The organism is Streptomyces sp. NPDC050085, from assembly GCF_044460595.1.
Classification (GTDB): domain Bacteria; phylum Actinomycetota; class Actinomycetes; order Streptomycetales; family Streptomycetaceae; genus Streptomyces.
The window spans coordinates 976785-1003082 of sequence record NZ_JBITJZ010000001.1 but is presented as its reverse complement, the minus strand read 5'-3'; the positions used below and the strand labels follow the sequence as shown (position 1 = coordinate 1003082).

30 protein-coding genes are annotated in these 26298 nt (G+C 71.6%); 14 read left to right on the top strand and 16 right to left on the bottom strand.

Features of this window, described 5'->3' with window-relative positions:
* Nucleotides 1-1340 precede the first annotated feature (1340 nt).
* The 16 genes from ACIBUY_RS04205 to ACIBUY_RS04130 form a co-directional block, all read right to left on the bottom strand.
* Entirely contained in the window at nucleotides 1341-1775 is a 435-nt protein-coding gene (locus ACIBUY_RS04205; RefSeq protein WP_399151714.1) for a hypothetical protein, read from the bottom strand.
* Nucleotides 1776-1822: 47 nt separating this feature from the next.
* Nucleotides 1823-2299, bottom strand: a complete 477-nt coding sequence (locus tag ACIBUY_RS04200; RefSeq protein WP_399151713.1) for a hypothetical protein — start codon at nucleotides 2297-2299, stop codon at nucleotides 1823-1825.
* 93 nt (nucleotides 2300-2392) lie between these two features.
* Nucleotides 2393-3193, bottom strand: a complete 801-nt coding sequence (locus ACIBUY_RS04195) for a glycosyltransferase family 2 protein (protein ID WP_399151712.1) — start codon at nucleotides 3191-3193, stop codon at nucleotides 2393-2395.
* A gap of 82 nt (nucleotides 3194-3275) precedes the next feature.
* Entirely contained in the window at nucleotides 3276-3854 is a 579-nt protein-coding gene (locus tag ACIBUY_RS04190) for a DUF317 domain-containing protein (protein ID WP_399151711.1), read from the bottom strand.
* A gap of 276 nt (nucleotides 3855-4130) precedes the next feature.
* Nucleotides 4131-4643, bottom strand: a complete 513-nt coding sequence (locus ACIBUY_RS04185) for a hypothetical protein (protein WP_399151710.1) — start codon at nucleotides 4641-4643, stop codon at nucleotides 4131-4133.
* A gap of 57 nt (nucleotides 4644-4700) precedes the next feature.
* Complete coding sequence (locus ACIBUY_RS04180) at nucleotides 4701-5171, bottom strand: hypothetical protein (protein WP_399151709.1); 471 nt, start codon at nucleotides 5169-5171, stop codon at nucleotides 4701-4703.
* A 65-nt stretch (nucleotides 5172-5236) separates the two neighbouring features.
* Nucleotides 5237-5854 (bottom strand): hypothetical protein, encoded by a 618-nt coding sequence (locus ACIBUY_RS04175; RefSeq protein ID WP_399151708.1) that lies wholly within the window; start codon nucleotides 5852-5854, stop codon nucleotides 5237-5239.
* Between the two features lie 24 nt (nucleotides 5855-5878).
* The gene (locus ACIBUY_RS04170) at nucleotides 5879-6277 is read right to left on the bottom strand and encodes a hypothetical protein (protein WP_399151707.1); all 399 of its coding nucleotides are present in this window, start codon (nucleotides 6275-6277) and stop codon (nucleotides 5879-5881) included.
* A 397-nt stretch (nucleotides 6278-6674) separates the two neighbouring features.
* Nucleotides 6675-8186: a VirB4 family type IV secretion system protein gene (locus ACIBUY_RS04165; protein ID WP_399151706.1), complete on the bottom strand. Its 1512-nt coding sequence runs from the start codon at nucleotides 8184-8186 to the stop codon at nucleotides 6675-6677.
* Nucleotides 8187-8219: 33 nt separating this feature from the next.
* Nucleotides 8220-8756 carry a hypothetical protein gene (locus ACIBUY_RS04160; RefSeq protein WP_365576559.1) on the bottom strand — a complete coding sequence of 179 codons (537 nt, stop codon included), beginning with the start codon at nucleotides 8754-8756 and terminating at the stop codon, nucleotides 8220-8222.
* 53 nt (nucleotides 8757-8809) lie between these two features.
* Nucleotides 8810-9277, bottom strand: coding sequence for a DUF6238 family protein (locus tag ACIBUY_RS04155; RefSeq protein ID WP_399151705.1), 468 nt, complete (start codon nucleotides 9275-9277; stop codon nucleotides 8810-8812).
* 55 nt (nucleotides 9278-9332) lie between these two features.
* Complete coding sequence (locus ACIBUY_RS04150; RefSeq protein ID WP_399151704.1) at nucleotides 9333-10796, bottom strand: SCO6880 family protein; 1464 nt, start codon at nucleotides 10794-10796, stop codon at nucleotides 9333-9335.
* A gap of 69 nt (nucleotides 10797-10865) precedes the next feature.
* Nucleotides 10866-12182 carry an ATP-binding protein gene (locus ACIBUY_RS04145; RefSeq protein ID WP_399151703.1) on the bottom strand — a complete coding sequence of 439 codons (1317 nt, stop codon included), beginning with the start codon at nucleotides 12180-12182 and terminating at the stop codon, nucleotides 10866-10868.
* A gap of 39 nt (nucleotides 12183-12221) precedes the next feature.
* A complete protein-coding gene (locus ACIBUY_RS04140) occupies nucleotides 12222-12908 on the bottom strand; it encodes a hypothetical protein (RefSeq protein WP_399151702.1) in 687 nt (228 codons plus the stop codon).
* Complete coding sequence (locus ACIBUY_RS04135; RefSeq protein ID WP_365576643.1) at nucleotides 12908-13228, bottom strand: DUF6112 family protein; 321 nt, start codon at nucleotides 13226-13228, stop codon at nucleotides 12908-12910. The genes ACIBUY_RS04140 and ACIBUY_RS04135 overlap by 1 nt, the downstream gene beginning before the upstream one ends.
* A 154-nt stretch (nucleotides 13229-13382) precedes the next feature.
* Nucleotides 13383-14519: a C40 family peptidase gene (locus ACIBUY_RS04130; RefSeq protein WP_399151701.1), complete on the bottom strand. Its 1137-nt coding sequence runs from the start codon at nucleotides 14517-14519 to the stop codon at nucleotides 13383-13385.
* A gap of 533 nt (nucleotides 14520-15052) precedes the next feature.
* Between ACIBUY_RS04130 and ACIBUY_RS04125 the strand changes: the two genes are divergently transcribed.
* From ACIBUY_RS04125 to ACIBUY_RS04060, 14 genes are all read left to right on the top strand, one after another.
* Complete coding sequence (locus ACIBUY_RS04125) at nucleotides 15053-15808, top strand: DNA-methyltransferase (protein WP_399151700.1); 756 nt, start codon at nucleotides 15053-15055, stop codon at nucleotides 15806-15808.
* Between the two features lie 114 nt (nucleotides 15809-15922).
* The gene (locus ACIBUY_RS04120) at nucleotides 15923-16537 is read left to right on the top strand and encodes a DUF4913 domain-containing protein (protein ID WP_399151699.1); all 615 of its coding nucleotides are present in this window, start codon (nucleotides 15923-15925) and stop codon (nucleotides 16535-16537) included.
* Nucleotides 16538-16572: 35 nt separating this feature from the next.
* Nucleotides 16573-17184, top strand: coding sequence for a GNAT family N-acetyltransferase (locus ACIBUY_RS04115; RefSeq protein ID WP_399151698.1), 612 nt, complete (start codon nucleotides 16573-16575; stop codon nucleotides 17182-17184).
* Nucleotides 17181-17852, top strand: a complete 672-nt coding sequence (locus ACIBUY_RS04110; protein ID WP_399151697.1) for a hypothetical protein — start codon at nucleotides 17181-17183, stop codon at nucleotides 17850-17852. The genes ACIBUY_RS04115 and ACIBUY_RS04110 overlap by 4 nt, the downstream gene beginning before the upstream one ends.
* A 256-nt stretch (nucleotides 17853-18108) precedes the next feature.
* Nucleotides 18109-18516 carry a hypothetical protein gene (locus ACIBUY_RS04105; protein ID WP_399151696.1) on the top strand — a complete coding sequence of 136 codons (408 nt, stop codon included), beginning with the start codon at nucleotides 18109-18111 and terminating at the stop codon, nucleotides 18514-18516.
* Between the two features lie 38 nt (nucleotides 18517-18554).
* Nucleotides 18555-18854, top strand: a complete 300-nt coding sequence (locus ACIBUY_RS04100) for a hypothetical protein (RefSeq protein WP_399151695.1) — start codon at nucleotides 18555-18557, stop codon at nucleotides 18852-18854.
* 74 nt (nucleotides 18855-18928) lie between these two features.
* Nucleotides 18929-19777, top strand: a complete 849-nt coding sequence (locus tag ACIBUY_RS04095; RefSeq protein WP_399151694.1) for a winged helix-turn-helix transcriptional regulator — start codon at nucleotides 18929-18931, stop codon at nucleotides 19775-19777.
* Entirely contained in the window at nucleotides 19774-20382 is a 609-nt protein-coding gene (locus ACIBUY_RS04090; RefSeq protein ID WP_399151693.1) for a winged helix-turn-helix transcriptional regulator, read from the top strand. Before ACIBUY_RS04095 ends, ACIBUY_RS04090 begins: the two co-directional genes overlap by 4 nt.
* 67 nt (nucleotides 20383-20449) lie before the next feature.
* Nucleotides 20450-21220, top strand: coding sequence for a DUF317 domain-containing protein (locus ACIBUY_RS04085; RefSeq protein ID WP_399151692.1), 771 nt, complete (start codon nucleotides 20450-20452; stop codon nucleotides 21218-21220).
* A 34-nt stretch (nucleotides 21221-21254) separates the two neighbouring features.
* Complete coding sequence (locus ACIBUY_RS04080; RefSeq protein WP_399151691.1) at nucleotides 21255-22523, top strand: MFS transporter; 1269 nt, start codon at nucleotides 21255-21257, stop codon at nucleotides 22521-22523.
* 25 nt (nucleotides 22524-22548) lie between these two features.
* Nucleotides 22549-22917: a hypothetical protein gene (locus ACIBUY_RS04075; RefSeq protein ID WP_399151690.1), complete on the top strand. Its 369-nt coding sequence runs from the start codon at nucleotides 22549-22551 to the stop codon at nucleotides 22915-22917.
* Nucleotides 22918-22974: 57 nt separating this feature from the next.
* Nucleotides 22975-24270, top strand: coding sequence for an acetyl-CoA carboxylase biotin carboxylase subunit family protein (locus ACIBUY_RS04070; RefSeq protein ID WP_399151689.1), 1296 nt, complete (start codon nucleotides 22975-22977; stop codon nucleotides 24268-24270).
* The gene (locus ACIBUY_RS04065; protein ID WP_399151688.1) at nucleotides 24267-25067 is read left to right on the top strand and encodes a DUF317 domain-containing protein; all 801 of its coding nucleotides are present in this window, start codon (nucleotides 24267-24269) and stop codon (nucleotides 25065-25067) included. The genes ACIBUY_RS04070 and ACIBUY_RS04065 overlap by 4 nt, the downstream gene beginning before the upstream one ends.
* 237 nt (nucleotides 25068-25304) lie before the next feature.
* Nucleotides 25305-26210: a collagen binding domain-containing protein gene (locus ACIBUY_RS04060; protein ID WP_399151687.1), complete on the top strand. Its 906-nt coding sequence runs from the start codon at nucleotides 25305-25307 to the stop codon at nucleotides 26208-26210.
* Nucleotides 26211-26298: the final 88 nt, after the last annotated feature.

Genomic DNA, 26298 nt, shown 5'->3' with positions numbered 1-26298 from the left:
CTCCAGCACATCAACGGTGCGTGGCTGGACCACGAACATGGGCAATGACTGCCGACACGCTCCAGGACGGGCCTCACCACCCCGCAGCTACCTCGCCTTTCCGCACGTTCCGATAGCCGGGTGATCAGCGATTGCGGGCCGCTGACATCGCCGCCTGCGGCATCGGCGCCAGGGCCGGTCGCGGCTGCTGCGCCTGCGCACGTGCCGGCGGCGGCAGCAGCGAGACCTGGTCCTGCAACTCCACCTGCAGGTCGTGGAGTTCGTCGGCGGCGTGATCGAGCTGCGCGGCCACCGCGCGCAGGCGAGCGGCGGCCACGGCCCCGTCGGGTGTGCCTGTGGCGTGTGTGAACGCGGCGGCGGCTCGGACGATTTCACTGATCTGCGGGAGATGACCCTGTGCAGGGCTCCGCCGGGCGGACACGTGATCCAGCGTTTCGCCGATCTCGCCGGCGTGTGCGGCGGTGCGCACGCCGCGCAGCAGGTCCGCCAGATGAGGCACGAAGAGTACGGCGGGACGCTGCCAGCGATCCTGTTCCTGCAGCCTGAACGGCGGCACCGGCGGCAGGGCCTGTTCGGCGCGATGCTCGTCGTCGTAGACGCCCAGGACGGTCGGCGCGTCCTCGTCCCCGGTGACGGCGATGAACGCACCAAGGTCGGGCGCCGTCGTGTCGGTGTGCTCGGCGGTGTGAGCGAGCAGGCGGATGAGGCGTCCGTGGGCGTCGTTCCACCAGCTGTAGATGCTGTAGTGGCCTTCGAACAGGGCCTGCCGTACGGGTTCGGCGAGCGCGTCGCGTTCGGGTGCCGCCAGTACGGCGTCAGGGCGTGGACGGTAGCGGTCCTCCAGGAGGCCGGTGAGCAAGTCATGATGCTGGTCCCACAGACGGACCGAGGTCCACAGCTCATTGGGTGCGGTGGAGATGGGCGTGCTGAAGAACTGCGGATCGCTCGCCAGCGTTTCGGCCTGGTGGGCGGCCCTGTCGAGCCGGTCGATGATGCCGCGCCAGGCATGCTGCAGCGCGGTGACCGGCAGGGCGTCCAGGGCCGTGCGCGCGTGTGCCAGCAGGGCCGGGCAGTGGGGAAGAAGCTCGGCAAAGGCGCGGGCTGCGTCGCGGTTGCGTGCTCGGGCCGCGGCGTGCAGCGCGTCTTTGTCGGTGATCCTGCGATAGGAGTCGTACAGCTTGCCCGTGCTCGCCCGCCACCGGCCGTGTATCGCGTCGAGGTTCTCCTTGAACGCCCGTAGACGGTGGTCGGCCGCGGTGGCGCCCGAAGCAGGGGAGATGGGGGCGGCCTCGGTAATGGTCGGCTCCAGATCGAGAGAAGGGTGCGGGGCGGCGCCGGGTTCAGCGCGTGCGGGTGGGGCGCGCGGCCATCGGGCCGGCGGCAGCCGGGGCGGCGGGCCGACTCGGCGGGGTGGAGAGTGCGGCGCCGGCCAGTTGAGGGGAACGGGAGCGAGCCGCGGTGCGCAGCGCGGAAAGGGCCTGGCCATTGCCCGGGCGCGGTGTGAGCTGTCGGCCGTCCGGGCTCAGGGACGGGTCGAGGCGCAGGTCGGCCTGGACGCGGAAGCCCAGCGCGCGCAGGTCCTTGACGGCCTGGCGGGTACGGCGCACCCCGTCGTTCGAGGGGGCGGCGAGCCGGTACAGGGGGGTGTCGGGGACACGCTCGAACATGACGCGGGTGAGCAGCCAGTCCGCCAAATGCGGGGGAAGCTCCTCGGAGGGGCGCGCGATGAAGCCATGCTCGGGGTGGTAACCGATGTACGTCTGCGGGTCGTTCAAGGATCAGGAACCATCTGTCGGGGCGGGCGGAACACAGGGCGGCGATGTCACCGGCGGGGTGGACCTGTGCCGGGCTCGCTGCGAGGGGGCGGCGGCACGGGGCCCTGCGGTGCGGGCGCAGAGCGCACGGCGCCGGGCGGCGGGTCGTGCTCCGCAGTGGCGAGGGTGGTCATGAGCGAGGCCAGGCGGACCACTCGGCCATCCAGCGAAGTGAACTCGCCCTGGCGGGTGGGCAGACCGAGGAGGACGACGGTGCCGTGCAGTTCGATGGGCAAAGGTCGATCGCCCACGACGTCGGCGATGGTGGTGGCCGCGATATTGGCCGGCAGGCCATAGGCGTTGGGGGCGGCGTTCAGGAAGAAGCACGCGCCGACCGGCTCGCCGTCCGGGCCGGGGCGGCTGATGGTGGTCGCCTCCCAGAATCCGCCGAGGATGTCGTGCAGCATTTCCTCGCGCTCGTGATCACCGTCCGGCAGCACGAGTGGGAAGAGGACGCCGTGAGCGTCGATGGCGGCGGCGGACAACGGCACAGGAACAGGGCCCTTTCTGAGCAGGATGCGTGCAGCGTGCGGCTTTGCGCGCGTGCCGGCCGGACGGTTCGAGCCGCGACGGGGAGGTCATCCGACGGGGGAGGACGGCGGGGTGAGTGGGTCCCCGGCTGGAGTGCCCGCGCGACCCAGGGCGAGCAGGTCCCGCAGGGCGTGTCCTTGACGGAATGCGAAGTCCCGTACGGCGCCCTCGAGTTGCTGGAACGCGGCACCGCCTGCGGTCATCTGGAATTCATGGCGGCGGTAGAAATAGCAGACGTGCGGCAGGAGTTCCCCGGCGGCCAGAGACGTCACCGCGTTCACCATCAGGAAATCCTCGCCCTGGGGAAGGCCACCGTGCCCGCCGGCGGCCAGCACGAGTGAGGTGCGGGCCAGCAGCATGGTCTGCCCGAGCGGGATCGGCGCCTGGGGGCTGGTCCAGTAGGTGACCACGTCGCCGGGGCGATGGCGGCCCGGAGGAGTGGGGCAGTGCCAGATACGGGTCGTGCCGTCCGGGTACAGATCCGCGCTGAGGCCCGCGACCCAGCCCAGGTTGGTCTCAGTGATCCTCTGGTGGCGCACGGCGAGACTGTCGTCGCTGAGCAGGTCGTCGTCATCGCTGTAGCACACGTAGCGGGTGCGAACCATGCGCAGGCCGAGGTTGCGGGCGGCGGCAGCGCCGACAGGGCGCGGCAGGGCAAGGACGCGGATCCGGGGATCGGCGGCGATGGAGGCGGGCAACCGGGCGGGGTCGGCGCCGTCGAGGACGAGGACCGCCTCAAAGGGCACGGTTTGCCGCTGGAGACTCGCATGCAGTTCGGTCAGATATCCCAGGCGCTCGGGGCGCAGCCGGGTGGCGATGACGACCGTGATGTCGGGGCGGGCAGACAAGATCGGGATGTACTCCAGAGGCGGGGCAGTCGGTGGTGCAGTGACGGACGTGTTCTGGGGCGCAGCTGGTGGGCGGAGGGCTTCAGTGACCGCGTGAGCGCGGCGGAGCGGCAGGCCCGGGAGGCTGCGGAGGGGCGGGCGGTCCGTCGGGGATCGTGATGCGGCTCGTGGTGACCAGCGGCGCAAGCGCGGCCGGCAGGCGCGCGGCGGCGGGCCGGGCCAGCGGCTCGGCGCTGAGCATGTCCGCGACGGTGGCGCGGACCAGGAACTGGGGGACGTGTTCGGTGAAGCCGATCGCCCACAACGGGCCTACGCCTTCAGGGAATGCGGCGATGTGCCAGGCCAGGGACGGATCCGAGGCGGCAAGCGGCGGGTGCGTGTCGGGGGATCGGTAGATGACGGCGGCGTGCCCGTCACGGGAGAGCAGACCGTCGAGCCCGTCCCTTCTGACGCCGTCCCATTGCTGTGCGTTGAAGGCGAGCAGTTCGGATTGCGGGGCGGCGCCGATGCCGTACAGGACGTGATCGGGATCGTCGCGCAGCTCGCGGGCGAGCTCGGTCAGGAGATGAGCGACGAACTCGGCCGGGGCGGATCCGCCGATCTCGGCCTGCCAGCGCAGCGGTGCGTCGGCGGCCGTGCGCGCCTGGACGGACAGGTGCACTCCGGCACCTGCGCGAGCCGCCTCCCCTCCTGGTCATGGCGCACGGTGATCCGCCCGCAGGGGCTCACTGCGGTCATCGTCGCGGTCGTGTCCGTCACCGTCCAGCGGAAGGCGTCGGCGAGTTCCAAGACGCAGGCCGCGTGCAGGCCGGGTGGGCTGGCTCCCAGGTAGCGCGGGGACAGGAGCACGATGTCGGAGGGTGGGTCAGGGGCGCGTTCGCGTCGGCGTGGCATCGCGACTTTCGGTGTGTCGAAGACGGGTGTGGCGGGAGGGAGTTCAGCGGCGGCGGGGCTTCAAGGCTGCTGTGGTGAACGGCATCGCTGCCGCCCTGCCGCGGTCAGGTCCGGCACCGGTCCTCTGGTGCAGAGCGCCTGCGGCCTCGGCGAACGCCCGGCGTGCCCGGACGACGTGCCCGGTGATCTGTGCGGAGTAGCGCTCCCGCCGTGCACAGTGGGCGTCATCACGCGAGGTGAGCAGGGCGTCGTGGTGCGCGGCGCACTCCAGCGCGGCGGACAGGGAGCGGACCGCCTCGGCCAGGGCCGCGTTCGCGCGCACCAAGGTCAGCCGGTTGCGGGTGCGCGGATGAGCCGCGTGGACGAACACGTCCAGTCCGCCGTCCTGTGGGTCGAACGCGCCGCACAGTTCCGCGAGCAGCAGCGCCGCTTCGGAGATCACCGTGGCCAGTTCTTCGGTGAAGACGTCCACCATCGGGTCGAGGGCGTCGAGTTCGGTGTACAGGCGGCCGAGCCGGGGCGCACAGGCGTGGAGGATGTGCTCCTCGACCGTCATCGGGTGCTCCTCCCGCGGCGGTTGGCGTGGCGTGCCGGGGGCGGAGTGGGGGCGGGGTCAGCGGCGTGCAGCACGGGCAGGTGGTGCTGTGACAGAGCGGGGTGCGGGGGCGCCGCGCAGCTGATCGTCGGTGGGCGCGTGATCGTGATCTTGCCGACGCGACAGCAGGACGTTCAGTTCGTCAGCGAGATGGCCCTCGGGGTAGGCGTCCACCAGTGCGCGGATCGCCTGCAGCCGGGCCTGGCTCTCAGCGTGAGCGCGGGCCAGGTCGGTGGCCGTGGGCGCCAGGCGTTGGTGGTCCAGGAAGTGCGGGACGTGATCGGGCCGGGTCAGCGCGTGCAGGCGATGTCGCAGAGCGGTGATGTCGCCATCCGTGACGACGAGCGCGGAGCGGATGTGCAGCACGGCCTTGAGCACCGGCAGATGCACGACGCGCCTTCGGACGAGGTCCTCCAGGTCCGCAATGCTGCGGGCCCAGGTGGCCGTGATGAGGGCATCGGCGTGGGTGAGGTCGGACACTTCAGACAAGAGATCGTCCCGAACGCGGTGGGCGGTGAGAGTGGGCGGGCAATGAGCCGTGAGGCGGCGCCGGGTCAGCGATGCGGACGGCGCGGTGCTGCGGCCGGGGCAGCAGGTACGGCGCCGGGTGCCGGCTGCTGGGCGGTGTCCGGTCGTTTCACCTCGCCGAGCAGCATGTAATCGACGTCGAACATCTGGAGCGTGGGCAGCGCCCGATGCAAGAGCGCATACGGGTCGGTGCCGTCGGGGATGCGGTGGGTGCCGAGGACGGTGTCATAGACGAAGCCGGCGCCCACCAGTAGCTCGCCAACATGGGGGAGTTGACGCCCGGGGCCGTCAACGATCCATCCGTGATCGGGGTGATGTCCGATGACGATGAACGGCTCGGAATTCACAAAGACGTCTTCCTGCGGGGGAGTTGCGGACAAGGGGGTCACGCGGTGCGGCGTACCGGCGTGACACGGCAGGATCTGCTGTACTGCCTCGGTGCTGCGCGCGCCGCTCGCGTACGCGCCGGTGGGGAGGCGGCGAAATCTCGTATGCGCGACGGCTGTTCGGGCCCAGGCGTGATCCTCGCCATGGGCGATGGCGGTCAGTCCATGGCGCGGGCCCAGGGCAACGGTGACCGCGGCGCTGTGGGCGGGGACAATGACGGGAAATCCTTTGCGGCGGTGCAGTGCCGTGCGCAGCAACCGGCGGATGAGCTCCGAGGGCCGTCACTGCCGACGGGGCGGTATCGGTGCTCCTGCGGAGGGGGCGGAGGTCACTGCCTGCGCCGGGCGGGGCGTCTTCGATGCTGGGGTGGCGGAGGTGAAATGCTGGTAGATGTAGATCAGTTCGTCCAGATACTCGGCGGCATCCGCATGCCGAGCGGCCAGAAGATCAAGCTGCAGGCCCTGGTTCTGCAGGATCCCCAGAGAATTGATCATCGTGGAGCCGTGGGCGACACGGGTCAAATAGTCGGCGGCCCCCGCCGCCCGGGCGGTGATGTCCTGGTGCAGGCGGTCGAGGCGGCGGGCTGCGCGGACGACGAGCTGGGCGAGGGCCTCTCCGGTGCTGTCCGCGGGGTGCAGGCGGTACAGCGCCTTCAGCGACAGGCCGAGCCTGGCGGCCACAAGCTGGGTTCCGGGAGGTGAAGAGGGCTGGGCGCGGTCAGAGGCATGAGGCACGGGGGAGGGGCTCCGATAGGCAAGGGGCGGTACTTGCGGGCTGGTCTGCGTGGCGTCGAAGGCGAGGCTGTCGAGGGTGGTCCTGTCGGTGGCTGACCGTGGGCGAGCTGGCGGTGCGGGTCGATGGCCCATTCGCCCCGGCTCCAGTGAAGTGCTCTGGTGCGGCTGCCTGTATGAGCAGGAATTCGACGAGTTCTCGATCACCAGGACTACGCGTGGCACGCCCGCGGATCGCTCGGCCGGTGCCGTGCTTCCGCGTCGACCTCCGCGCGGGTTCTGCCGCGGCTCCGTACTCTTGGGATCCTGGAACTCGGAGCGCCGGTATGCGTGAATTCATATGGTTTCAGTGCATTCGCGCATCGGTGTCGAAGAGTTGTTGTTCGGCGGGATGAAGCTGATGCTGAACGATGAATGATCTTCCTGCGACTTTCCATAGCCCGCGCCCCCGGTTCAGGTGTGCGATGGCCTGTGCCTCAACTCCGGTGAGTCCCAACAGGGTGGCGGCGGCCTGGAGTTGGTCGGCTTCCTGCCGGTAGATGATGCGGGTGGAGCAGTCGGCGAGCAGGCCCTCGGCCAGGGCGCGTCCGCGTGAGCCGGCATCTCCGGCGGTCAGCAGGTCGGACAGGCGGTGGATGACCAGCAGGTTGGCGATGCCCAGGCCGCGGGAGAGTTTCCACTGGGCTTGCATGCGTTCGAGGAGTCCGGCGTGCCGCATCAGGCGCCATGCCTCGTCGTAGACGATGAAGCGGCGTCCGCCGGAGGGGTCGGCAAGGGCGGACTCCATCCAGGCGCTCGCGCAGGTCATGGCGAGGACGAGGGCGGTGTCATCGCCGGAGGCGCCGAGCCGGGACAGGTCGATGGTGAGCATAGGGGAGCGGGAGTCGAACGCGGTGGTGCTGGGTGCATCGAACATTCCGGCGAGGTCGCCGCGGACGAGGCGGCGCATGGCGTGGGCGAGGTCGCGGCCTCCGGCGAGGAGTCGGTCGGTGGCCGTCCCGGCGCCGTCGTCAAGGAGGGCGGGGGCGTTGAGGGCGCTCGCGATGTCGCCGAGCAGGGGGGTGCGGTGGCGTCGGTCGGCATCGGCGACCACTTGGTCCAGGGCGATGTCGAGGGCAGTGTGTTCCACGGGTTTGAGTGCCCGGCCCAGCACGGTGCGGGCCAGTGAGCCGAGCAGCAGCAGGCGCCGTTTGCGGACCTCGACCGCCCAGTCGGCCTCGGTGACCGAGTCGGGGCGCGGGGCGGCATCGAGCGGGTTGATCCGGCCGGGAAGGCCGGGGCCGAGCGCGATCGTGGTGCCGCCCAGGGCAGTGGCGACGGCCGTCCACTCTCCCTTGGGGTCGCAGGGGACGTAGATGCGGTAGCCGACGGCGATCGAGCGCAGGGCCAGGGACTTGGCCAGCGCGGACTTGCCCTGTCCGATCACGCCGGCGAGCAGGATGTTCGGGTTGGTGAATCCGTCGAGCTTGCCGTAGAGGGTGAACGGGTCGAACACGAAACTCGCTTCGGCGTGCACATCACGGCCGATGTAGAGGCCCTCGGCGCCGAGCCCGCCCTCGGCGAGGAAGGGATAGGCGCCGCCGGCCACCGCGGTGGTCATGCGCTGGGCGGGCAGCCGCAGACGAGGGCCGCGAGCCGAGGCCGGGCCGGGACGGCCCGCGGCGCCGTACAGCGGCGTGGGCAGCGGGGAGTGCGCGGTACTGGAGGCGTCGGGTGCCGCGTCCTGGCCGCGGGCGTGGGCGGCGGCCTCGGCCAAGGCGCGGCGCGCCGCTCGGCGCTGTGAGCGGTCGGCGCCGTGCGGCGTGAACACGGGGGAGGCGCTGGCGCGGCGGGCTTTGCGGCCGGGCCGGTGGTTCATGAGGCGCGGCTCTTCGGGGAGGCGAGGGTGCGGCTAGACACGCGGCGAGGCGGAGAACAGCGTGCTGCGGTAGCCCTTGCCGTCGTTGTTCCAGTCGAGGTCGACACTGCCGTCGGCCAGGTAGCGGCCCGAGCCGGCCTTGTAGGTGATCGTCGGCGTGGTGTAGCTGCCGTTGCCCCAGGTGTCGCCGTGCTCCAACTTGCTTTCCAGGGCGTAGAAGTTCTTGTACGTCACGACCGGGTCGGGGCCCGAGACGCTTTTCTTGATCTGCAGGTGGACGCGCGCGCCGTCCAGGACATCGGTCTGGTTGACGAACCACACCGGGCCCTCGAAGGACACCTTGGCGTAGGCGTAGATGGTGCTGCCGGCGCGCTTCGCGCACAGCTTCGTCGTGAAGTTGTAGTTGTCGGTCGCGATGCCGGAATAGGCCGGGTCGTCGACGGAGGCGGAGCTCGTGGTGCAGTGATACGAGGCGGCGGCGCTGGCCGGGACGGTCGTGGCAGCGGTGGCGGCGCCGAGGGCGGCAACGGTGGTGAGGGCGGCGGCAATGCGGCGGGACGTGAGCTTCAACGGGTGCTTTCTGTCAGGGGAGGGGATGGTGGCGGGCGCTGGGCCGGGCTGGGTCAGCGGGTGCAGCTGCTGTGGTGGGTCCGCAGCGGAGAGGCGAGGTCGGAGGGGCTGGTGGTGCGGCGCGCGGTGTGAGAGGCCGCGAGATGGCGCTGGCAGATCGTCAGGAACGGCGGGCCCTCGGGCAGGCGTTCTGGCCGGCAGTCCTCGCCGACACCGCCGGGCTCGGCGGGCCGGGGCAGCAGGTGGTACGCGTCGTGGACGGCAGTGGCGGCCTGCCACAGGCGGGTGCGGGCGGCGGCCAGCTGCTGCCCGGCGGACGGCCAGGGGAGATGGGTGTCCGCGTGCAGTCGGTCGAGGAGCAGGTGCAGGGCCGCGAAGTGGGCGTGCACCGCATCGATCTGGGGCCGCTCGGCCGGAAGCGGGGCGAGCGTGAGGCTGCTCGTGTGGTGGCGCACGCCGGCGGTCGCGGCGCGCAGGTAGGGATGGTGGGATCCCGGGTCGGCGTGGGTGGAATGGGGCACGGGCAGCGGGTTCCTTCCCGGCCCTCGGCGCCAGGGGCGGACCGGAGGCTCTGGGTTACAAGGCGGTGCGGGCGAGCGGGAGGGCGGCCAGCGAGAAGGCCGCGGCCTGCTGGAAGTGCAGGCGGCGCAGGTCGACCTGGGCGCCGGTGGCGGCGGTCTCGATCTGGGCGCAGGCGGCATCGAGCTGTTCGTCGGTGTCGGCGGAGACGGTGAGCAGGCCGGTGAGGGCGACGTCGGCGTGCCCGGCGATCAGCTGCCGTTCGCGGTCTTTGACGTCGGCGTACTCGACGTTGTCTTCCTCGGAGTCGACCTGGCCGCGGCGCTGGCGCTCGGCGGCGTCGGCGAGGATGGTCGCCTTGCGGCGCTGCACGTCCTTGAGTGCGCTCTCCAGCGGCTGGGGTGCGTAGATGAGGGAGAAGGTACGGCGCACACCGGCGGAGAACAGCAGGCCGTGCAGGAACCCGGGGTGGGTTTCGGTGCGCGGCCAGTTCTCGATCCAGTAGGTGGCGTGGCGGGCCGAGTCCGTGGCGAGCCGGTCGTACTCCTCGACCTGGACGACCGGGCCGGCGGCGGCCGGGTCGGCCTCGGCGGCGCCGGTGGGTGACCAGTGCTGCAGCGCGGGCAGGGCGGCCGGGTCGTAGGCGGTGCGGATCACCGCGGCGATCTCGCGGGCACCGAGCCAGCCGTTGATGTGCAGTCCGGCGCTGCGCGCCGCGGTGGCCAGTGCCGCGGTGGTCTGTTCCAGCACGGTGAACGCGCCGGGGATGCCGCCGCCGGCCTGGGTGATGAGGCGGCGGGCGGCCTTGAGGTCGAGGCTGACGGCGAGATAGGTCTCGTGCGGTGCGGCGGCCGGGCCGGCGGAGGCGACGAGGTCGGCATACACCTGTCCGGCCACCGGCGTCTCGGGGCGGCCGTGGCGGGCCCAGTAGCGGGCGAGCGCGTCGCCGGAGTCGGGCACGGTGCGCTCCAGGACCTGCACGGTGCGCAGGTGCCCGGTGCGGGAGGCGCTGGCCAACGCCCGGCCCCAGGCTCGCACGTTGGCGTCCTGGACGGACGTGTCCAGCAGGGCGAACGCGCGGGCGCTGATCCGGGCGACGGCGGTCAGGGTCTGCTCATGCGGGTTGTGCAGGGCCGCGGCCTGCCCGGCGGCCGGGGTCAGCACCCGCACCGCGGCGTCCTGACCGGGCAGGTGCAGCACACCCTCGGCGGTGGGCCGGGTGACGGGACGGGCCAGCCACAGATACTGCCCCGAGCGGCGCCGGTGGGCGTAGCGGGCCAGGACCGGAGCCCAGTCGATCAGTGAGCGGCCCGAGCGGCGGATCAGGACCGCCGCGGCCACGGTGGCCCACAGCGGGGCAAGGGCGACGGCGCCGAACAGGCCGGTGGTGACGACCACGAGGAGAAGAACCGTCAACGCGCCAGCGGTCAGGGCGAGTTGGGGGATGGACAGGCCGAGCAGGACGCCGCGGCGGGAGCGGTGGGGAAACTTCACCGCCAGCGGCAGGGATATCTCCGACAAGGACAGCAGGCCGATCGACGACGGGACACAACAAGTAGCGGGCGGCGCCCGGGGGTGCGGCAGGGGCGGTCAGTTGCCCTGCGGCGGCGGCAGCGCGGGACCGGCCCCGGGACCGGAGACCGGCCCCGGCGACGCCGAGGATGCGGCGGACGTTCCGGGCGCGGAGGTGCCGGAGGGCGGAGGCGATGCGGCGGGGCCGTGTGGTGACCACTGGTCGGCCGAGGATTCGGCCGCCGCGGACGGCCAGCCCGGTGCCTCGCTGTCCGTGTCGCGGACACTGGTGGGCGGCGGGGTCACGGTCTTGCGCAGCGCATCGGCGCCGCCCTGGCCGGAACTGCCGCTCTCCCCGGTGGGGTTGGCGGCCAGCAGGCCGTCGCTGGACATCGCACTTCCAGAAGCGCCCGCCGCCCCGGCACCGGCCCCGGCGCCGCCGGCCATCGCGGACGCGGCCTTGCGGCCCACGCGTTCGGTGTGCTGGCGCGCCACCGTCATGCCCGCGCCGCCGGCCCGGTGCAGATCCTCGCCACCGGCGCCTTCACCGGCCCAGTGCACGAACCGGTACGTCATATACGGACACAGCAACACCATGGCCATGATGACGACGCCGGCCAGGACATCGGACAGGGCGGCAAGACCGTCCTTGGGCTTGGTGTTGCCCAGCGCCGACACCCCGAGCAGAAAGATGATCGTCATCAACAGCTTGGAGGCGACGAGGGTCGCGGTCGCCTCGATCCAGCCACGCCGCCAGCGCCTGGTCGCTTCCCAGCCGCCGCCGGCGCCGACGAACACCGCCAGCGTCACCAGGACCAAGACGCCGACCTTGCGGATGACCATTACGGACCAGTACAGCAGCGCACCGAGCGCCGAACCGAGCGCGGCGAGCGAGGCGACAAGCCAGCCCAGCGAACTCAGACTGCCGATCAACGACACCTGCACCAGACGGCGCACGGTCGCCGAGATACTGGTGCCCGCGGCGGAGAACAGACCAGCCGAGAGCGCGTCGGTGACCTCGATGGCCACTGTGGTCAGCGCGATCGCGGCAAAGGCGAACAGGCAGCCCGACAGAGTGCCGGTGAACGCCTGCCGCAGTGCCTGGCCGTCGCGGCGCAGCGCGGCACGGACGAGTTGGGCACAGAACGAGGCGACCAGCAGCACCAGCCCGATGGGCAGGATCAGTTCGTAATTCGCCACGAACCAGTGCGCGTTGAGGTCGATCTTGGTGGTGGTGTCGACCGCCTTGGCGGCCAGGTCGGCGGCGGTGGCGGCCAGATCGCCGCAGCTGGTGGCGATCCAGTTGCCGATCGCCTTGCCAGGGTCGCTCGCAAAGTCGGCCGCGTCGGCGACGGTGCACAAAGTGCCCGCCAGCGGCAGATCACAAAAACTCACGGAGAGGACGGCGCCTTACGGGACGAAGGGGGCAGTGGGTCAAGGGGCGACGGTCGGGGCGACGGACACCAGCGCGCAGTCGTGGCCGGGACGGCACTGCACCGCGAGGGTGATGGAGCGCTCCTCGGCGCCGGCGCCGCCGTCCTTCCAGGTCACCTGCTGGGTGCCGCTGACGGTGACGGCGTAGATGTAGGCGGTGGTGAGCTGCGCCGGATGGTCAGCCAGAGCCTCTTTGAACGCGGAGGGATAGTGCGCCTCGCGGACATGGGCGGTGGCGTACTGCCGGTTGTCGGCCATCCGTGACCACAGCACCGGGTCGGGGACCTGGGCATGCAGCGCGTCGGGATCGGCATAGCGGCTCTCGCGGGTCATCCACGCATCGAGCCCGGCCAGATAGGCACTGCGGCTGGTGGTGCGGGTGTCGTAGCTCCACAGCAGGTCGGCGGCGGCCCGTGCGTAGGCCAGCGGGTCGCTCAACTGCGGCGGGCGGGCCACCGCCTGGCCGGATGCGGCCGCACTAGGCGCCGAGGGAGTGCCGGGTGCGGTGGCCGCCGGGGGTGCGGCGTGCCCTTCGCCGTCCGGGGTGCCGGGACCGCGGGCGAGGAACGCACCGGCGAGAGCGAGCGCGCCCAGGGCGACCAGGACCACGAGGCCGGTGATCACCCGGCGGCGCACCGACCACGTGCTGGTCAGGGCGGACAGGGCGTTGAGGGGACGGTTCAGCATCAGTGCACCTGGTGTCCCAGCGCGGAGGCGAAAGCGATGATGCCGTTCGCGGCCCCGAGCCCGAGGGCGGCGCCCGTGCTGACCAGCGCGCCCTTCTTGCCGTTGGCCTCGGCCTGGTGGCCGCCGGAGAAGTGGCCCCAGGCCCAGGCGGACAGGCTGACCGCGAGGGCGCCGACCACGGCGATGATGCCGAACAGGTTGATCGAGGAGACGACCTTCTTCAGGACGTCAAGTCCCGGCAGACCGCCGGACTTTGGGGTGATCCCGGGATCGTAGGCGAGGACGATGAGCTGGTGGGCGAGGTGGAGCGAGGAGGAAATGGCGTAACTCCTTGACCGCTCCCGCCCGGCGAGCGGGCAGCCGGACGGGAGCGGCGGCGTGCGACGGACCCGAAGCCGGGCCCGAAAGCGAGAAGAAGAAGGAAGAGACCAGGGCGGCAGGAAGCGCGCGGATGCCGCGGCGCAGGCCGGCGCGTCAGGTGTCGATACGACGCACGGCCAGGACCCCGGAGGCCCAGGAGGCGAGCGACTCGACACGCACCGGCAACCCCGTGCGCGGGGCGTTGACCAGGTAACCGCCGCCGATGTACATGCCGACGTGTTCCGGGCGGGCGGCGCTTCCCTCGGTGAAGATCAGGTCACCGGGCCGGATGTCGGCCAGGGAGATCGGATGCCCTTCGTTGACCTGCGTGTACGTGGTGCGGGTCAACGTGATGTCGGCCGCCTTGTACGCCTGCTGCATCAGCGAGGAACAGTCGCAGCGGCCCATCGGATCTTGGCCGTGCGCGGCGGTGCAGGTGCCGCCCCACTGATACGGGGTGCCCAACTGCTGCAGCGCCCACGTGATCGCGGTGCGCTTTGCTGCGGGAATGTTGCGGGGAATCGTGTATCCCTCGGGCAGCGCGGTCGTTGGCACGGATCCGCTCGCGCCAGCGTCCTTCCCCGTGGGCGAAGCCGTGCAGCCGGCGTCGGCGGCGGAGTCCTTGTCCGTCGGCTGTGCCGCGGTGGACGAGCCGGTGGTGGCGAGCGTGTGCTGCAGGGCGTGGGCGAGGGGTTCCCACTGCGCGTAGGCCGTGGGGTGGCCGGAGTTCTGCACGGCCTGGGCTGCCTGCGTGACGGTCAGCTGCTGCCAGCCGGGAACCTTCAGCAGATGCTGGTAGAAGAGGGTGGCGGCGCGGCGGGGGGTGTGCAGCTCGTCGACGCTGCCCCAGCCCTGGGAGGGCCGTTGCTGGAACAGACCGACCGAATCCCGGTCCCCGGAGGCCAGGTTGCGCAGTCTGGATTCCTGTACGGCGGTGGCGAGCGCGACCACCTGCCCGCGGGCAGGCACCTTCAACGCGATGCCGACCGAGACGATCGTGCGGGCATTGGGTATCTGCTCCGCGGGCAGGCTCAGCCCTTTGACGGTGCCGGACGCCTTCTTTCCGTTGACCAGAGCCGCCACCGCTTTCGCGAGATCTTTGGAGGCGGCAGCCGAGGTGGAGTCGGTGCACACCGTGTCGGTGTCGCCCGAAGCGGAGTCGTGCGCGGCATAGGCCATGCCGGACAGCCCGGCCAGCAGGAGCGGGGAGAGGCACAGAGCAGCGACGGCGGCGAGTGCGCCCTTCAGCACGGGGCGGCACCACGCTGGGCTGCGCGGGCCGAGACGAGGAAATGGACCGGGGAACGGCAGGAGGGGGCCACAGGAATTGCTCCTTCCACGAGCACGACCAAGGAAGCTGCCGGATTGCGGACGCGCACAGAGCAGCACGGCGAAGCCGCCAGTAATAGCGGGGAATTGACGCCGTGAGGCGGCGTCGCACGGGACGTTGCCTTCGCCCTTGAAGGCGGGGCGAGATGGGCGGACGGGATCCGGCAGTTCAAAAACAGTAGACCCGATCCGGCCGTTGACCTAGCCGGAGAGAAAAATTCTGCGAATCAGCGCAGGATTGCGCAGCGGGCTAGGCCAACGGCCGATCTCGGCCTACCGTATTCGTTCTTCCCTCTGCGCAGGAGCTGCCGGGGGAGTGCGCCGTCGAGACCGCTCCGGCCACTTCCTGAACCAACGGCTGCCCACGGCCCTTCCCTCCATGGTTGAGAGGGTCTGCGCGGAATCCAACCGCCCGCTGCGTGCGGGCTTTTCTCCGTGAAAGAGGTCTGCTTCTCTTGTCGTTCTCTTTGCAGCAGGGCGACGCCCTGACGGTGCTCGCCGGGCTTCCCGACCAGGCGGTGGACTGCGTCATCACCGACCCGCCCTACAACTCCGGGGGACGCACCGCCAAGGAGCGCACCTCCCGTTCGGCCCGCCAGAAGTACACCTCGGCCGGCGCCGCCCACACCCTGCCCGACTTCGTCGGGGAGAACATGGACCAAAGGTCCTACTCGTTCTGGCTGACGCAGATCATGACGGAGTCCTACCGGCTGACCAAGCCGGGCGGGACGGCCCTGCTGTTCAGCGACTGGCGGCAGCTGCCCACCACGACCGACGCGATCCAGGCGGCCGGCTGGCTGTGGCGCGGCATCCTCGTGTGGCACAAGCCCGCCGCCCGCCCGCAAAAGGGCCGCTTCACTCAGAACACAGAATTCATCATCTGGGCGTCCAAGGGCCCGATCGACGGCGACCGCAACCCCGTCTACCTGCCCGGCTTGTACTCCGCCTCGCAGCCCAGCGGCAGCAAGCGGCAGCACATCACGCAAAAGCCGGTGAGCGTGATGCGTGACCTGGTCAAGATCTGCCCGCCCGGCGGCACCATCCTCGACTTCTGCGCCGGCTCGGGCTCCACCGGGGTCGCCGCCCTGCTGCAGGGATACGACTTCATCGGCGTCGAGGCGACCGAGCACTACACCAAGATCGCCGCGGACCGGCTCGCCGAGGCACTGCACCAGACCCTCACCCAGGACGACGTCACCCTCGTCGCCTGACACCCGCCGCACGCGCATCGCGGGGCGGCACCCAGCCGGTGCCGCCCCCGGTCTTCGCCCGCATCCGCCCCACCCCGTACGGCCTGCCGCTTCCGGCAGGCGAGGAGCCGCTGCTTGTCCACCACCCCCGACCGCCCCGACGAAACGCAGGACGCCGATTCCCCCGAAGCCGTGCCCGATACGGTGCATGACGACGAGGACCTCGCCGACGACGCCCTGTCGGCCCTCTCACCCGATGTGCGCCGACTCATGGACCGCTCGGCTGCCCAGGCCCGGCTCCTGGCCGGCGACGATGACGATCTTCCATTGTCCGCCTACCAGTTCGCCATGCCCACCCCCGCCCGGGTGCCCCGCCCCATCCTCACGCTGGACGGCGACGCCTACGACAGTGAACTCCAGGCCCTGGCCGCCTGGGTCAACGACTTCCTGCTTCCCACCTACGGGCGGGAGGTCACCACGGCCCACCCGTGGTGCCCGCAGTGGACCGCGCACCTGGAAGTAGTCGCCCGGCTGCACGCCTTGTGGCTGTCCTACCAGCAGCAGAGCGACGCCGAAGCGGGGCCCTCCGGCATGGCGGTGTGGCACCGGGACTTCCTGGACCACACCATGGCCGCGGTCCGCGCGGCGGACGGACCGCTCGCGGCCTGCATGACCAACCCGGACCGCCCTGCCCACCGCCTGCTGCCCACCCCCGTCACCACGCCCCCATCTCTCGGGCCGGCGGCATGACGCCGCCACACGCCCCCCAGCGACACCGCCGCCTCTTGGCGCCTCGGGCGGCGGATGCGCCCGGCGCGGGCCGTGACACGTACCGGAACGCCCTGGCCGCGCAGCTGGCGTGGGCAGCCGCGCGGCAACTGCCCGCACAGATCACCGTGGACGGCGGCCCGGCCTGGACCCGGCCTGCCGCTGCCGACGATGTGCCGCTGCTGCGGGCCGTGCACGAGGCGAGTTCACCCGCGACGCTCCACCGCCGCTACGGGCGCGGGAGCCCTGCGGTCAGCGCACTTCACGACCTGGTGGACCGGCACCTGGTGCTGGTGACCAGCGTCACCGACGACGCGGCGATCGCCGTGATGACGCTCGGCGTTACCTGCGCCGAACCGGACGTCGTCGATGTCGGCCTGCACGTGGCGGACGCCTGGCAGCGGCGCGGCGTCGGCACCGCCCTGGCCCGCCGGGCCATCGAGCTGGCCCGCGAGGCCGGTGCCGTGCGGCTGTCCGCCCACATCGCCGCCGACAACACCGGCTCGCTCGCCCTCCTGCGCCGCCTCGGCATCGCCCCAGGGCCGGTCGACAACGCCTGCCACACCGTGCACCTCAACATCGACCGCTGCCCACATGCCGGGTGCGGCCCTACAACAACCCGGCCGTGACCCCCACGTCCGGCCCCGACCGCACGGAAACGCGCTTCGACCGGCAGATCGAGCAGGCCACCGGACTACAGGTCCTGGATCTGTGGGAATTCGACGAGCTCGGCCTGCTCACCCAGCCGGCCAGCGCCGTGGCAGCAGCCCACCGCCAACTCGCCCAGGCCGAAGGCGTCGTGGCCTGGCACCAGAGGCGGCTGCACCGCCTCACCGCCGCTGACCGCGTCCTCACCCCAACCCTGATGGACCGGCTGCACCACTACCTGACCTCCCTCCACGACGCGATCACCGACCGCGACCGCCTGGCCGCACAGGTCGCCGACCGCCTCGAGGCCCTCAAGACCGCCGAGCCGCCGACGCCGCGTTCGGCAGCCGAACTCGCCCCACGCCAGATCGCCGTCCTCCTGGCCGTGGCCCGCGGGGCGATGGTCGTGGAACACCTCGTCACCCAACGCCTGAGCATCCGCACCCGCGCCGGCCAACGGATCCGGTGGCACGACGTCGAAGACCTAGAACAGCGCGGCCTGCTCGTCCGGGACCCGAGCCGCCCGCCACACATCGGACAACCCCTCACGCTCACCGACCGCGGCCGTGACGCACTCACCCACCGCAACACCCCCACGCACCGCACCACACCGCCACCCCCGCGCCGCCCCGCCCGGCGGTCCCTGTGAACCGTCGGCCGCAGCCCGTTGCCGCAGGCGCGCAGCGCCCCAATTCTGCGGCGGTGCCTGCAAGTTGATGCCGAACGAGCCGGCCCGGGATACGAGGACCCGGCGCGGCGGCGGCCACTTATACACCCACTTCTGCCGTTAGGGAAACGGCTGATCCCGTGGATTGCTATCCCTGTCCGGAACGGCGCCCGCCACCCCGGACCGGAATCCCTCTGCCGTACACGACGGGCGGCAGATACAAGCGTTGGAGCATCCCGTGACCGAGGTCCCCACCGACGAAGTCGCCATTGTCGCCGAGCACCTGGTGCGTCATTTCGGAAAGCCGCTCGATGCCCTTAGGCGCCAAGCGCGCAATGCCCCGCGCACCGAATTGCTGCCCCACGCGATCGGCTGGTTCGAACGGCTGGAAAAGGCGCACCGCACGGTCTTTCAGCTCACCGAGGAACTCGCTGGTCTGCTGGGCGAGACACCCGGAATTCTCACCCCCGAGCAGAAGGGTGCCGCCCGCCGCCTCAACAAGGCGATCACCCAGCGCGACGCCCACATCGCCACCCTCACCTTTCTGCTGCAGCAGCCCCCCGCCCACGCCGCCCGCATGGTCTCGGCACGCGCAGCCGGGCCGGCCGCGACAGCACCACGAACCGCGCCGCGCACCCGCCGCTGAACCTGACCGCCGCCCCGACCGCCACGGAGATCCGCCGATTGCCGTCCCCCACCCACGCCCGTGACACCGCGCACTGCTCCATCGCCGAGGAGTTCGCCCACTTCGACGCCGCCCACCCGTGGGTGTACGCGGCGCTGGAACACCTGACCGCCCAGCGCCTGGCCAGCGGCGCCCGCCGCGTCGGCATGAAGGCCCTCTTCGAAGCCCTGCGCTGGCAACAGCCCCGCCCGATCCCCGGGCTGAACAACAACTACACGTCGCTGTACGCCCGCAAGCTCATCCGCCATCACCCCGAGTGGGCCCGCGCCTTCGAACTGCGCCGCCTGCGCGCCCACTAGCGCGCCCCTGGCCGCTCGCCTCCGTCACCTTGACGCCCTTCGGCCCTTGGCCGCATCCGCCCTGGAGTCCTGCCGTGCCTTCCTTCACGCCTGCCGCCGCCACCGACCTTCAACGGGTCAGCGACACCCTGACGCTGCTGCGCCCGCGCTGGACCGTGTGGGTTCTGACCACCTTGAACGCTCACGGACCCGCGCGCTTCACCGAGCTGCGGCGCCGGCTTCCCCACGTGTCCGAGCAGAGCCTGTTGCGCCGTCTGCGAGCCCTGGACAGCGACGGCCTGATCGACAAGCGCGCCGAGCCGCGCGGTCACCTGAGCTACGTCCACTACACACTCACCGACTCCGGCCGCGAACTCCTGCCCGCCTGCACGGCCTTGACCCGCTGGGCGCAGACCCAGCTCACCGACCGTGCCGGACGCGCCGATGACGTGACGGAGCCGGCCGAGCACGCCGAACGGGCCGTGTACCTGCTCGCCAAACGCGACGTCACCGCCATCATGTGGGCGCTGAAGATGCAGGGCACCGCCAGCGCGCGCGAGTTGGCCCAGGCCGCCGGACGGCGCGTCTACGACACCCTGCGCCCCCTGGTACGCGACAACCTCGTCGCCGAGGCCGGACCGCGCACCACCACCGGCCCACAGCAGTACGCCCTCAGCCCGGCCAGCCGCGCCCTTGGCCCCGTCTACCTCGCCCTGTCCGACTGGGGCGCCGGCACCGCCGGCTCGAGCGCCCTTCGCGCTGTGTGGCTTCCCGCCCCGCCGGCCATGCCGGTGGTTTCTCACGCGGGCGCCGCCCACCCAACCGCTTCGCCGCCTCCCGGTCCGCGCCGCCGTGCTCCCCAACCCGCCTGGCGATCAAGCGAGTTGTTCTCCCACCCCTACCGCCGCACCGTCACCTCATTCTCCGGAGAGCTGGACCGATGACCACGACCCTCACCGCACCCGCGCAGCCGCGCCCCGTCGCCGCACACGAAACCGCCCGCATCGCCGAGCTGCTGCGCGACCGGTTCACCATCCGGATCATCAGTGAACTCGCAGACTTCGGACCGATCCCCACCCGGCAGACCTCCGCCGCCCTGCCCGACATACCGGCGGCCAGCGCCCAGTCCGTGCTGCGCAGCCTGCGACGGCGCCAGCTCATCGCCTGCCGCTACGAAGCCGGGCGCCGCGTCTACGAGACGACTGCCGCTGGCGACGCCCTCGGCGACGTGTACGACAGCCTCGCCCGCTGGGCCCGCGGCCACGACTTCCCCACCGCCAACGCGGCGTTCATCCGCCGGGTCGACGCCGCCTTGGCCCTGCTCGCCGACACCGAACTGGTGACCCAGCTGACCAGCGGATACGGCGAGTACCGGGCGCAGTCCGCCGTCGCCACGCCGCCCGCGGCACTGCTCAAGGCGCAACTGGCCGACCGTGCCGGGCGCGAGGGCTACCAGCTCACCGGGACCGGGGTGAGCCTGCGCCGCGCACTGGCCGAACTGCACGCCTGGATCCACAGCCACGCCGCCCTGCTGCCCGCGCCGCGATGAGCCCACGGCCGGTCACCGCACGGGCCGTCCCGCACTCACCGCCCCTTCTTCCTCCTGGAGCACGCTGATGCAGGTCCTGCCCCGCTATGACGCCTTCCACCGGCAGACCGTGACCGTGCGCCCCCTGGCGCTGGCGGGCGCCGGACCACGCCACCTGGTCGTCGACGGGCTGCGAGGGGCAGGATGGAGCGAGTCCCGCAACCGCGACGCCACCGTCACCTACGTGAGCCCGTGCGGCCGGGCCCGGTTGCTTCACACCCCCGCCACCGCACCCGGGAACACCGGCTGGAAACTCGAGACACAGCCGCGCCCCGGCGACGACCACGGGTGGAGCGCATGGTTCACCGCGCACACCCCCGGCGAAATCGTGGCCGCCGCCGCAGGACGGGCGCTGGCCGGCTTCGCCACCACCCCCACCTTCGGCGACATCCGTGAACCGGGCACGGGACTGTCCATCCTGTGGAAACGCGAGCGCACCAACGAAGGCGACGTCCTCGCCTTCCGCTATCGCGCCATCATCGGCGAGGCCGCCTTCACCTACCTGGCCGGCGACACCGTGGCCGAGGACGTCACCTCCCTGCTGCGCGGCGGCCTCAGCCTGCCCGAGGGGGAACGGCCGTTGTGGCGGGCCGAGTTCACCGACAACACCCCGCATGAGGTGATCAACGCCGCGCTGCGGGTCCTCGACGCGGCGGGCGTGCGCACCCGCGCCCAGATCCCGAGGCCGGTCCTCGACCACCCGCTGACCGCGAGCCGGCTGCGCCTTTCACCTTGCCGGACACCCCGCGTGGCCGAGGCCATCACGACCAGCGGCCCGCCCTCCCGCCGTACACGCTGACCGGCGCTACGCCGACGCCGAACCGAAAGGCTTCATGCCCTCCTTGACGACCGCCGCCCCGGCGGTGGGCCGCCACGCCGCCCAGCCGCCGGGCGGACTGGTACGCCGCACCTATCTGCCGCGCCTGGCCGACGCGCTCGCGTTCGCCACCGCCACCTACGCGATTCCGCTGCTGGTGCTGGCCACCACCCGCTCCGCGGCTTTGACCGGTGCGGCGTTCTGCCTGGAGTGGCTGCCGCGCCTGGGCGCCTTCACCCTGGCCGGCCGTCTGGTGGATCAACGAGGTGCCGCCGCCGTCGCGTTCGCCGCATCGCTGGGCCGGGCCCTGGTCGCCGCCTGCGCCGCTGGCATCCTGTGGGCGATCCCCGCCGCCTCCACCTGCACCGTCATGGCGCTGGCCGCCCTGAGCGGCGTACTGACCGAATGCAGTTATATCGCCACCGAGACCGCCGGAGCGGTCGCCGCCCGCCGCCACGGCGAGCGCGCCCACCGCGTCCAGGCCGTCCTGCTCGGCATCGACCAAGGTGCCACCCTGGTCGGACCCGCCCTCGGCGGAGCCCTGCTGCTCATCGCACCCGCCTGGATGCTCACCGCCCTGACCGCGCTCTCCGCGAGCGCCGCACTGCTCGCCCTGACCACACCCCCCATGCCCACCACCGGCCGTGGCCCGCGCAGTCGGAAGGCGAGCGGGCTGCGGGCCGGGTGGCGCACCATCCGCGCACTGCCCGCCCTGGCCGCGCTGATCGGCGGGCTGATCGTCTCCAACCTGTCGATCGGCCTGCTGCAGGCGGCAGGCCCGATCATCATCGAGCACCACTACGGGGCGTCCAGCGCGGGCGTCGGACTCGTCTGGTCCGTCGCCGCCGGCGCCACGCTGATCTCGGTGGCCGTGTGCCGCCCCTTGATCGACCGGTTCGGCCTGTGGCCGGTCGGCGCCACCTGCGCGGCGCTGGCCGCCGCCTCATGCTGGGCGGTCGGACAGGCCCACTCCTACACCGCATTCGCCGCCGCGACCGCAGCGTTGATGGCCGGCGAGGGCGGCATGACGATCGTTCTGCGGACCCTGCGCGCCCGGCTGATCCCCGAGGCCGTCTTCGGCAGCACCCTGGCCACATCCATCCTGCTTCTGCTGCTGCCCTTCCCGCTCGCCGGCCTGATCACCGCCCTCACCCCCGCCACGCAGCTGCCCGCCGTCATCAGCTTCTGCGCGGTCCTCCAGGCTCTCGCCCTGGCGGGCGCCTTCTGGCGCCTGCGCCGCGAACCCGCCCTGGTCCGCGGTCGCACCGCAGCTGCCCCCGGCTGACCACGACTACCACACGGAGAACCACGTGCCCGACCGGTACGTCGAGCCCGACGTCATCTACGGCCACTCACCCGACCGCATCCCCGAGTTCTGGGTCGCGGTCTGTTCCGACGACGCCCGCATTCCGGCCGTCCTCGAACGCCACCACTTCCACCCCACCCGCATCGACGACCTGATCCTCTTCGTCCCGGGCCCGCAAGCGGACACCCAACTGCGCACCGTGTGGCACCTGGACTCCTACACCGAACTGCACAGTCTCGGCCTGGTGGTGATGTCCACCGAAAACCACCCGGCCCTGTCCGACGCACGCCTCGACGCCCTGCTCGCCTTGCCCCACGCACCCGCCCCCGCGCCGAGCACCGCCACCACGAACACGCCGCGGCGCTCGCGCTGACCGGGACCGTGCCCCGGACATGCCCCGCCCCTTCTCTTTCCCGATGGAGAACTCCCTTTGCCCGCGCCCGATACTGATCGTGTCGTCCTCGTCGTCGCCCCGGGGGATGCCGTCTTCCGCCGCGACTGCCTGGAACAGGTCAGCGCCGCCTACCGCACCGTCGTGATCACTCCCGGGCCAGTGACCTGGGAGAAGCACCTCGTCGTCGACCACGAGATCGCCGACCCGGCCGACGAGGCCGCCCTGTTCAAGGCCGCCGACGCCCTCGCCCGCCGCCACCGGGTCATCGGCGTGCTCACCTGGAATGAATGGCACCTGGTGCCCACCGCCCGGCTCGCCGCCCACCTCGGCCTGCCCGGCAACACCCCCGAGGCCATGCGCACCTGCCGCAACAAGGCACTCGCCCGCGCCGCCTTCGCCCGCCACCAGGTGCCCTCCGCCGCCGCTGTGGCCGTCACCACCGTGCGCGAGGCTCAGCGTGCCGCGCGCGCGATCGGCTACCCGGTCGTCCTCAAACCGGCCGCCCAGGCAGCCAGCAGCGGCGTCATCCGCGCCACCAGCGAGCAGCACCTCGCCGACGCGTATGCCTTCGCCGCCGCGGCCACCGGCCGGCACGCCCGCGACGACGGCACCGTGCTGGTCGAGGAGTACCTCGACGGCGACGAGGTATCCGTCGAATGCGTCACCCACCGCGGCTGCACCCAGGCCGTCGCCGTGACCCGCAAGTCCCTCGGCCCCGCCCCGTACTTCGAGGAGATTGGCCATCTAGTCGACGCCGCCGACACGCTCCTCGCCCAGGTCGCACCCGTCGCCGAGGCCGCCGTCCAGGCCCTGGGCATCACCACCGGCGTCCAGCACGTCGAACTGCGCCTGACCCCCACCGGGCCGCGTCTGATCGAAGTCAACGGCCGTATCGGCGGCGACCTCATCAGCCGCCTGGTGCGCGAGGCCACCGGCCTCGACCTGCCCCGCATCGCCGCCGACCTCGCCCTCGGCAAGACCCCCGACCTGACGGCGACCCGTCGCGCATGCGCCGCGGTACACCTGCTCTACCCGAGCGTCAGCGGCACCGTCATCGCCCGCCACATCAGCGTCGGATACGCCGAACACACCCCCTGGCTCAAGCAGGTCGAGTGGCTGCGCGACATCGGCGACGACGTGCTGTTGCCGCCCGACGGCGACATGTTCACCGCCCGCGCCGGCTACCTCCTCATCACCGCACGCACCGCGGCCCAGGCCCGCGCCCGCATGGACGAAGCCCTCGACCAGATCACCCTCACCGTCAGCCCGGCCCGACCCGTCGCCACGTCGGCGCTCACCGGGCCGTCCCGATGTGGCGACGGGACCGCATGAGCGGCCCGCACCCCACGGCGTCCGGCGCCCATCCGCGGCTGAAGGACGTGCAGCTGCCCCAGCCGGCGAGCCCGGCCAGCGACGCGCCGATCGCCACCTGGCCCGGCGCACGCGGATGGCACCGCTACGAGAACGACACCGGCGAGTACGCGATCTCCAGCCCCTGCCAGCGCATCCGCTCTGCCCGCGAACCGGGCAACAGCTGGACGACCACGGCTCTCTACCGCGACCGGTTCCAGCTCCCCACCTGGCGAGCAGACTTCGACCCGAACACGCCCGCAGAACTCCAACACGCTTTCCACCGCGCGCTCGTCGAGCAGTACGAGCAGCTGCGCGCCCGGGACGACGACCAGCTGACGGCCCTCACCACACCGGGCACCACCGCCCTGGTGTACCTGCCGTTGCTGAGTGCCGGCTGGGAGCACACCGTCCACAGTCAAGGAGTCCAGGTCTTCGTCTCCCAGACCCAAGGCACGCTCCTGCGCCACCATTTCTCGCCGTCACGCCGGGCGACCACCCCCGTGTGGCACGTCAACTCCTGGGGCGGGCACTGGGAAGCCCGGTTCAACGGCACGATCCCGGCCTGCCTCGTGGCCGCCTTCTCCACCGCCCTGGTCGCTCCCCAAGCACGCATGCACGGCCCCGAGCCGCTCTCCGAACGCGCCCTGGACGCACGGAACGAGAGGCCCGCCCCCGGCGAGCGGACCGCCGAGGTGACCGAGTCAGGCTTTCCGGCCCCAGCGGCGACGGTGTTCGCATCGCCACCCTCACACTCACCCGCGCGCCGCGGGCGCTGACCAAGACCCCGCACCAGCGGGGGACTCAGAGCCTGCGTGCCTGCCCGCTCTCGGAAGAACCGCTCGACAGCTGACGGCGGTGTACATGGGCACTCGCGTGCGCACCGCCGTCACCTTCATTGATCCCTTTGCCCAGAAGACCCATTCCCTGTGCACTCACCGGAGCACTGCTTGCCCCTTTACACACCCAACCGTCTGACCCAGGCTGCCCTCACGGCCGCCGCCATCCTCGGCACCATGGCCTGGACACCCGTCGCCTGGGCCGACACCTCCGCACCCGTCCCCTCCGCCACCACCCACGATGCCCAAGACCACGGCAGTCTCACCCTCACGGTCACCAGCCCCGACGGCGACTCCGTGCCCGGGGCCAGCTTCACCCTGCTCAACGCCCTCGGCGAGCGAGCGGGCGAGGGCACGACCGATGCCGCCGGGCACCTCACCTTCACCGGGCTGCCCCTGGGGGGCTACCGGCTCAAGGAGACCACCACCGGCAGCTCCGCGTACGAACCCGTCCCCGACCAGGACGTCGTCATCACCCCCGGCCACACTGCCGAACTGACCCTCACCAGCCCGTTCGCCAAAGCCACCGTGCGCATCACCGCCAAGGACGCCACCACGGGAAAGCCCCTGGGCGGAGCAACCTTCAGCATCGGCCGCAACAGCAGCACCCTGCTCACGGTGACCACCAACACCCAGGGAATCGCTACCGGCACGCTCGGCGTCGACAGCCGAAGCGGCACCACCGTCTGGGTCAAGCAGCGCACCGCACCAACCGGCTACGCACCGTCCACGAGCTCCAAGTCCGTTACCGCAACCCCCGGGGACACCGTCACCGTCACCGTGACCAACACCAAGACGAAGCAGCCGACTTCCTCAGCCACCGCAACCGCCCCCGCCGCCACCAGCCCCGCAGCACATCAGCACGCCCCAGCGGCCTACGGCACGCATGCGCCGCGCAGCACATCTCCTACAACGAGCCCGTCAGCCAGCGAAACAACCGCAACCACGCAGTCGCACGGTGCACTGGCCCACACCGGCACCGCGGCGGCGCCATGGCTGATGGGCGGCGCCACGATGCTCGTCGTCGCCGGCTCCGCCACGCTGTGGACGGCACGCCGCCGAAGGACGAACACCCACAACTAGTGCCGCCGACGAACAGCCTGGCCCTCCGAGGGACGTCCCAAGCAGAAGGACGGTCGCCGGGGCGGACCGCCACCGTGTCAACGAAGGC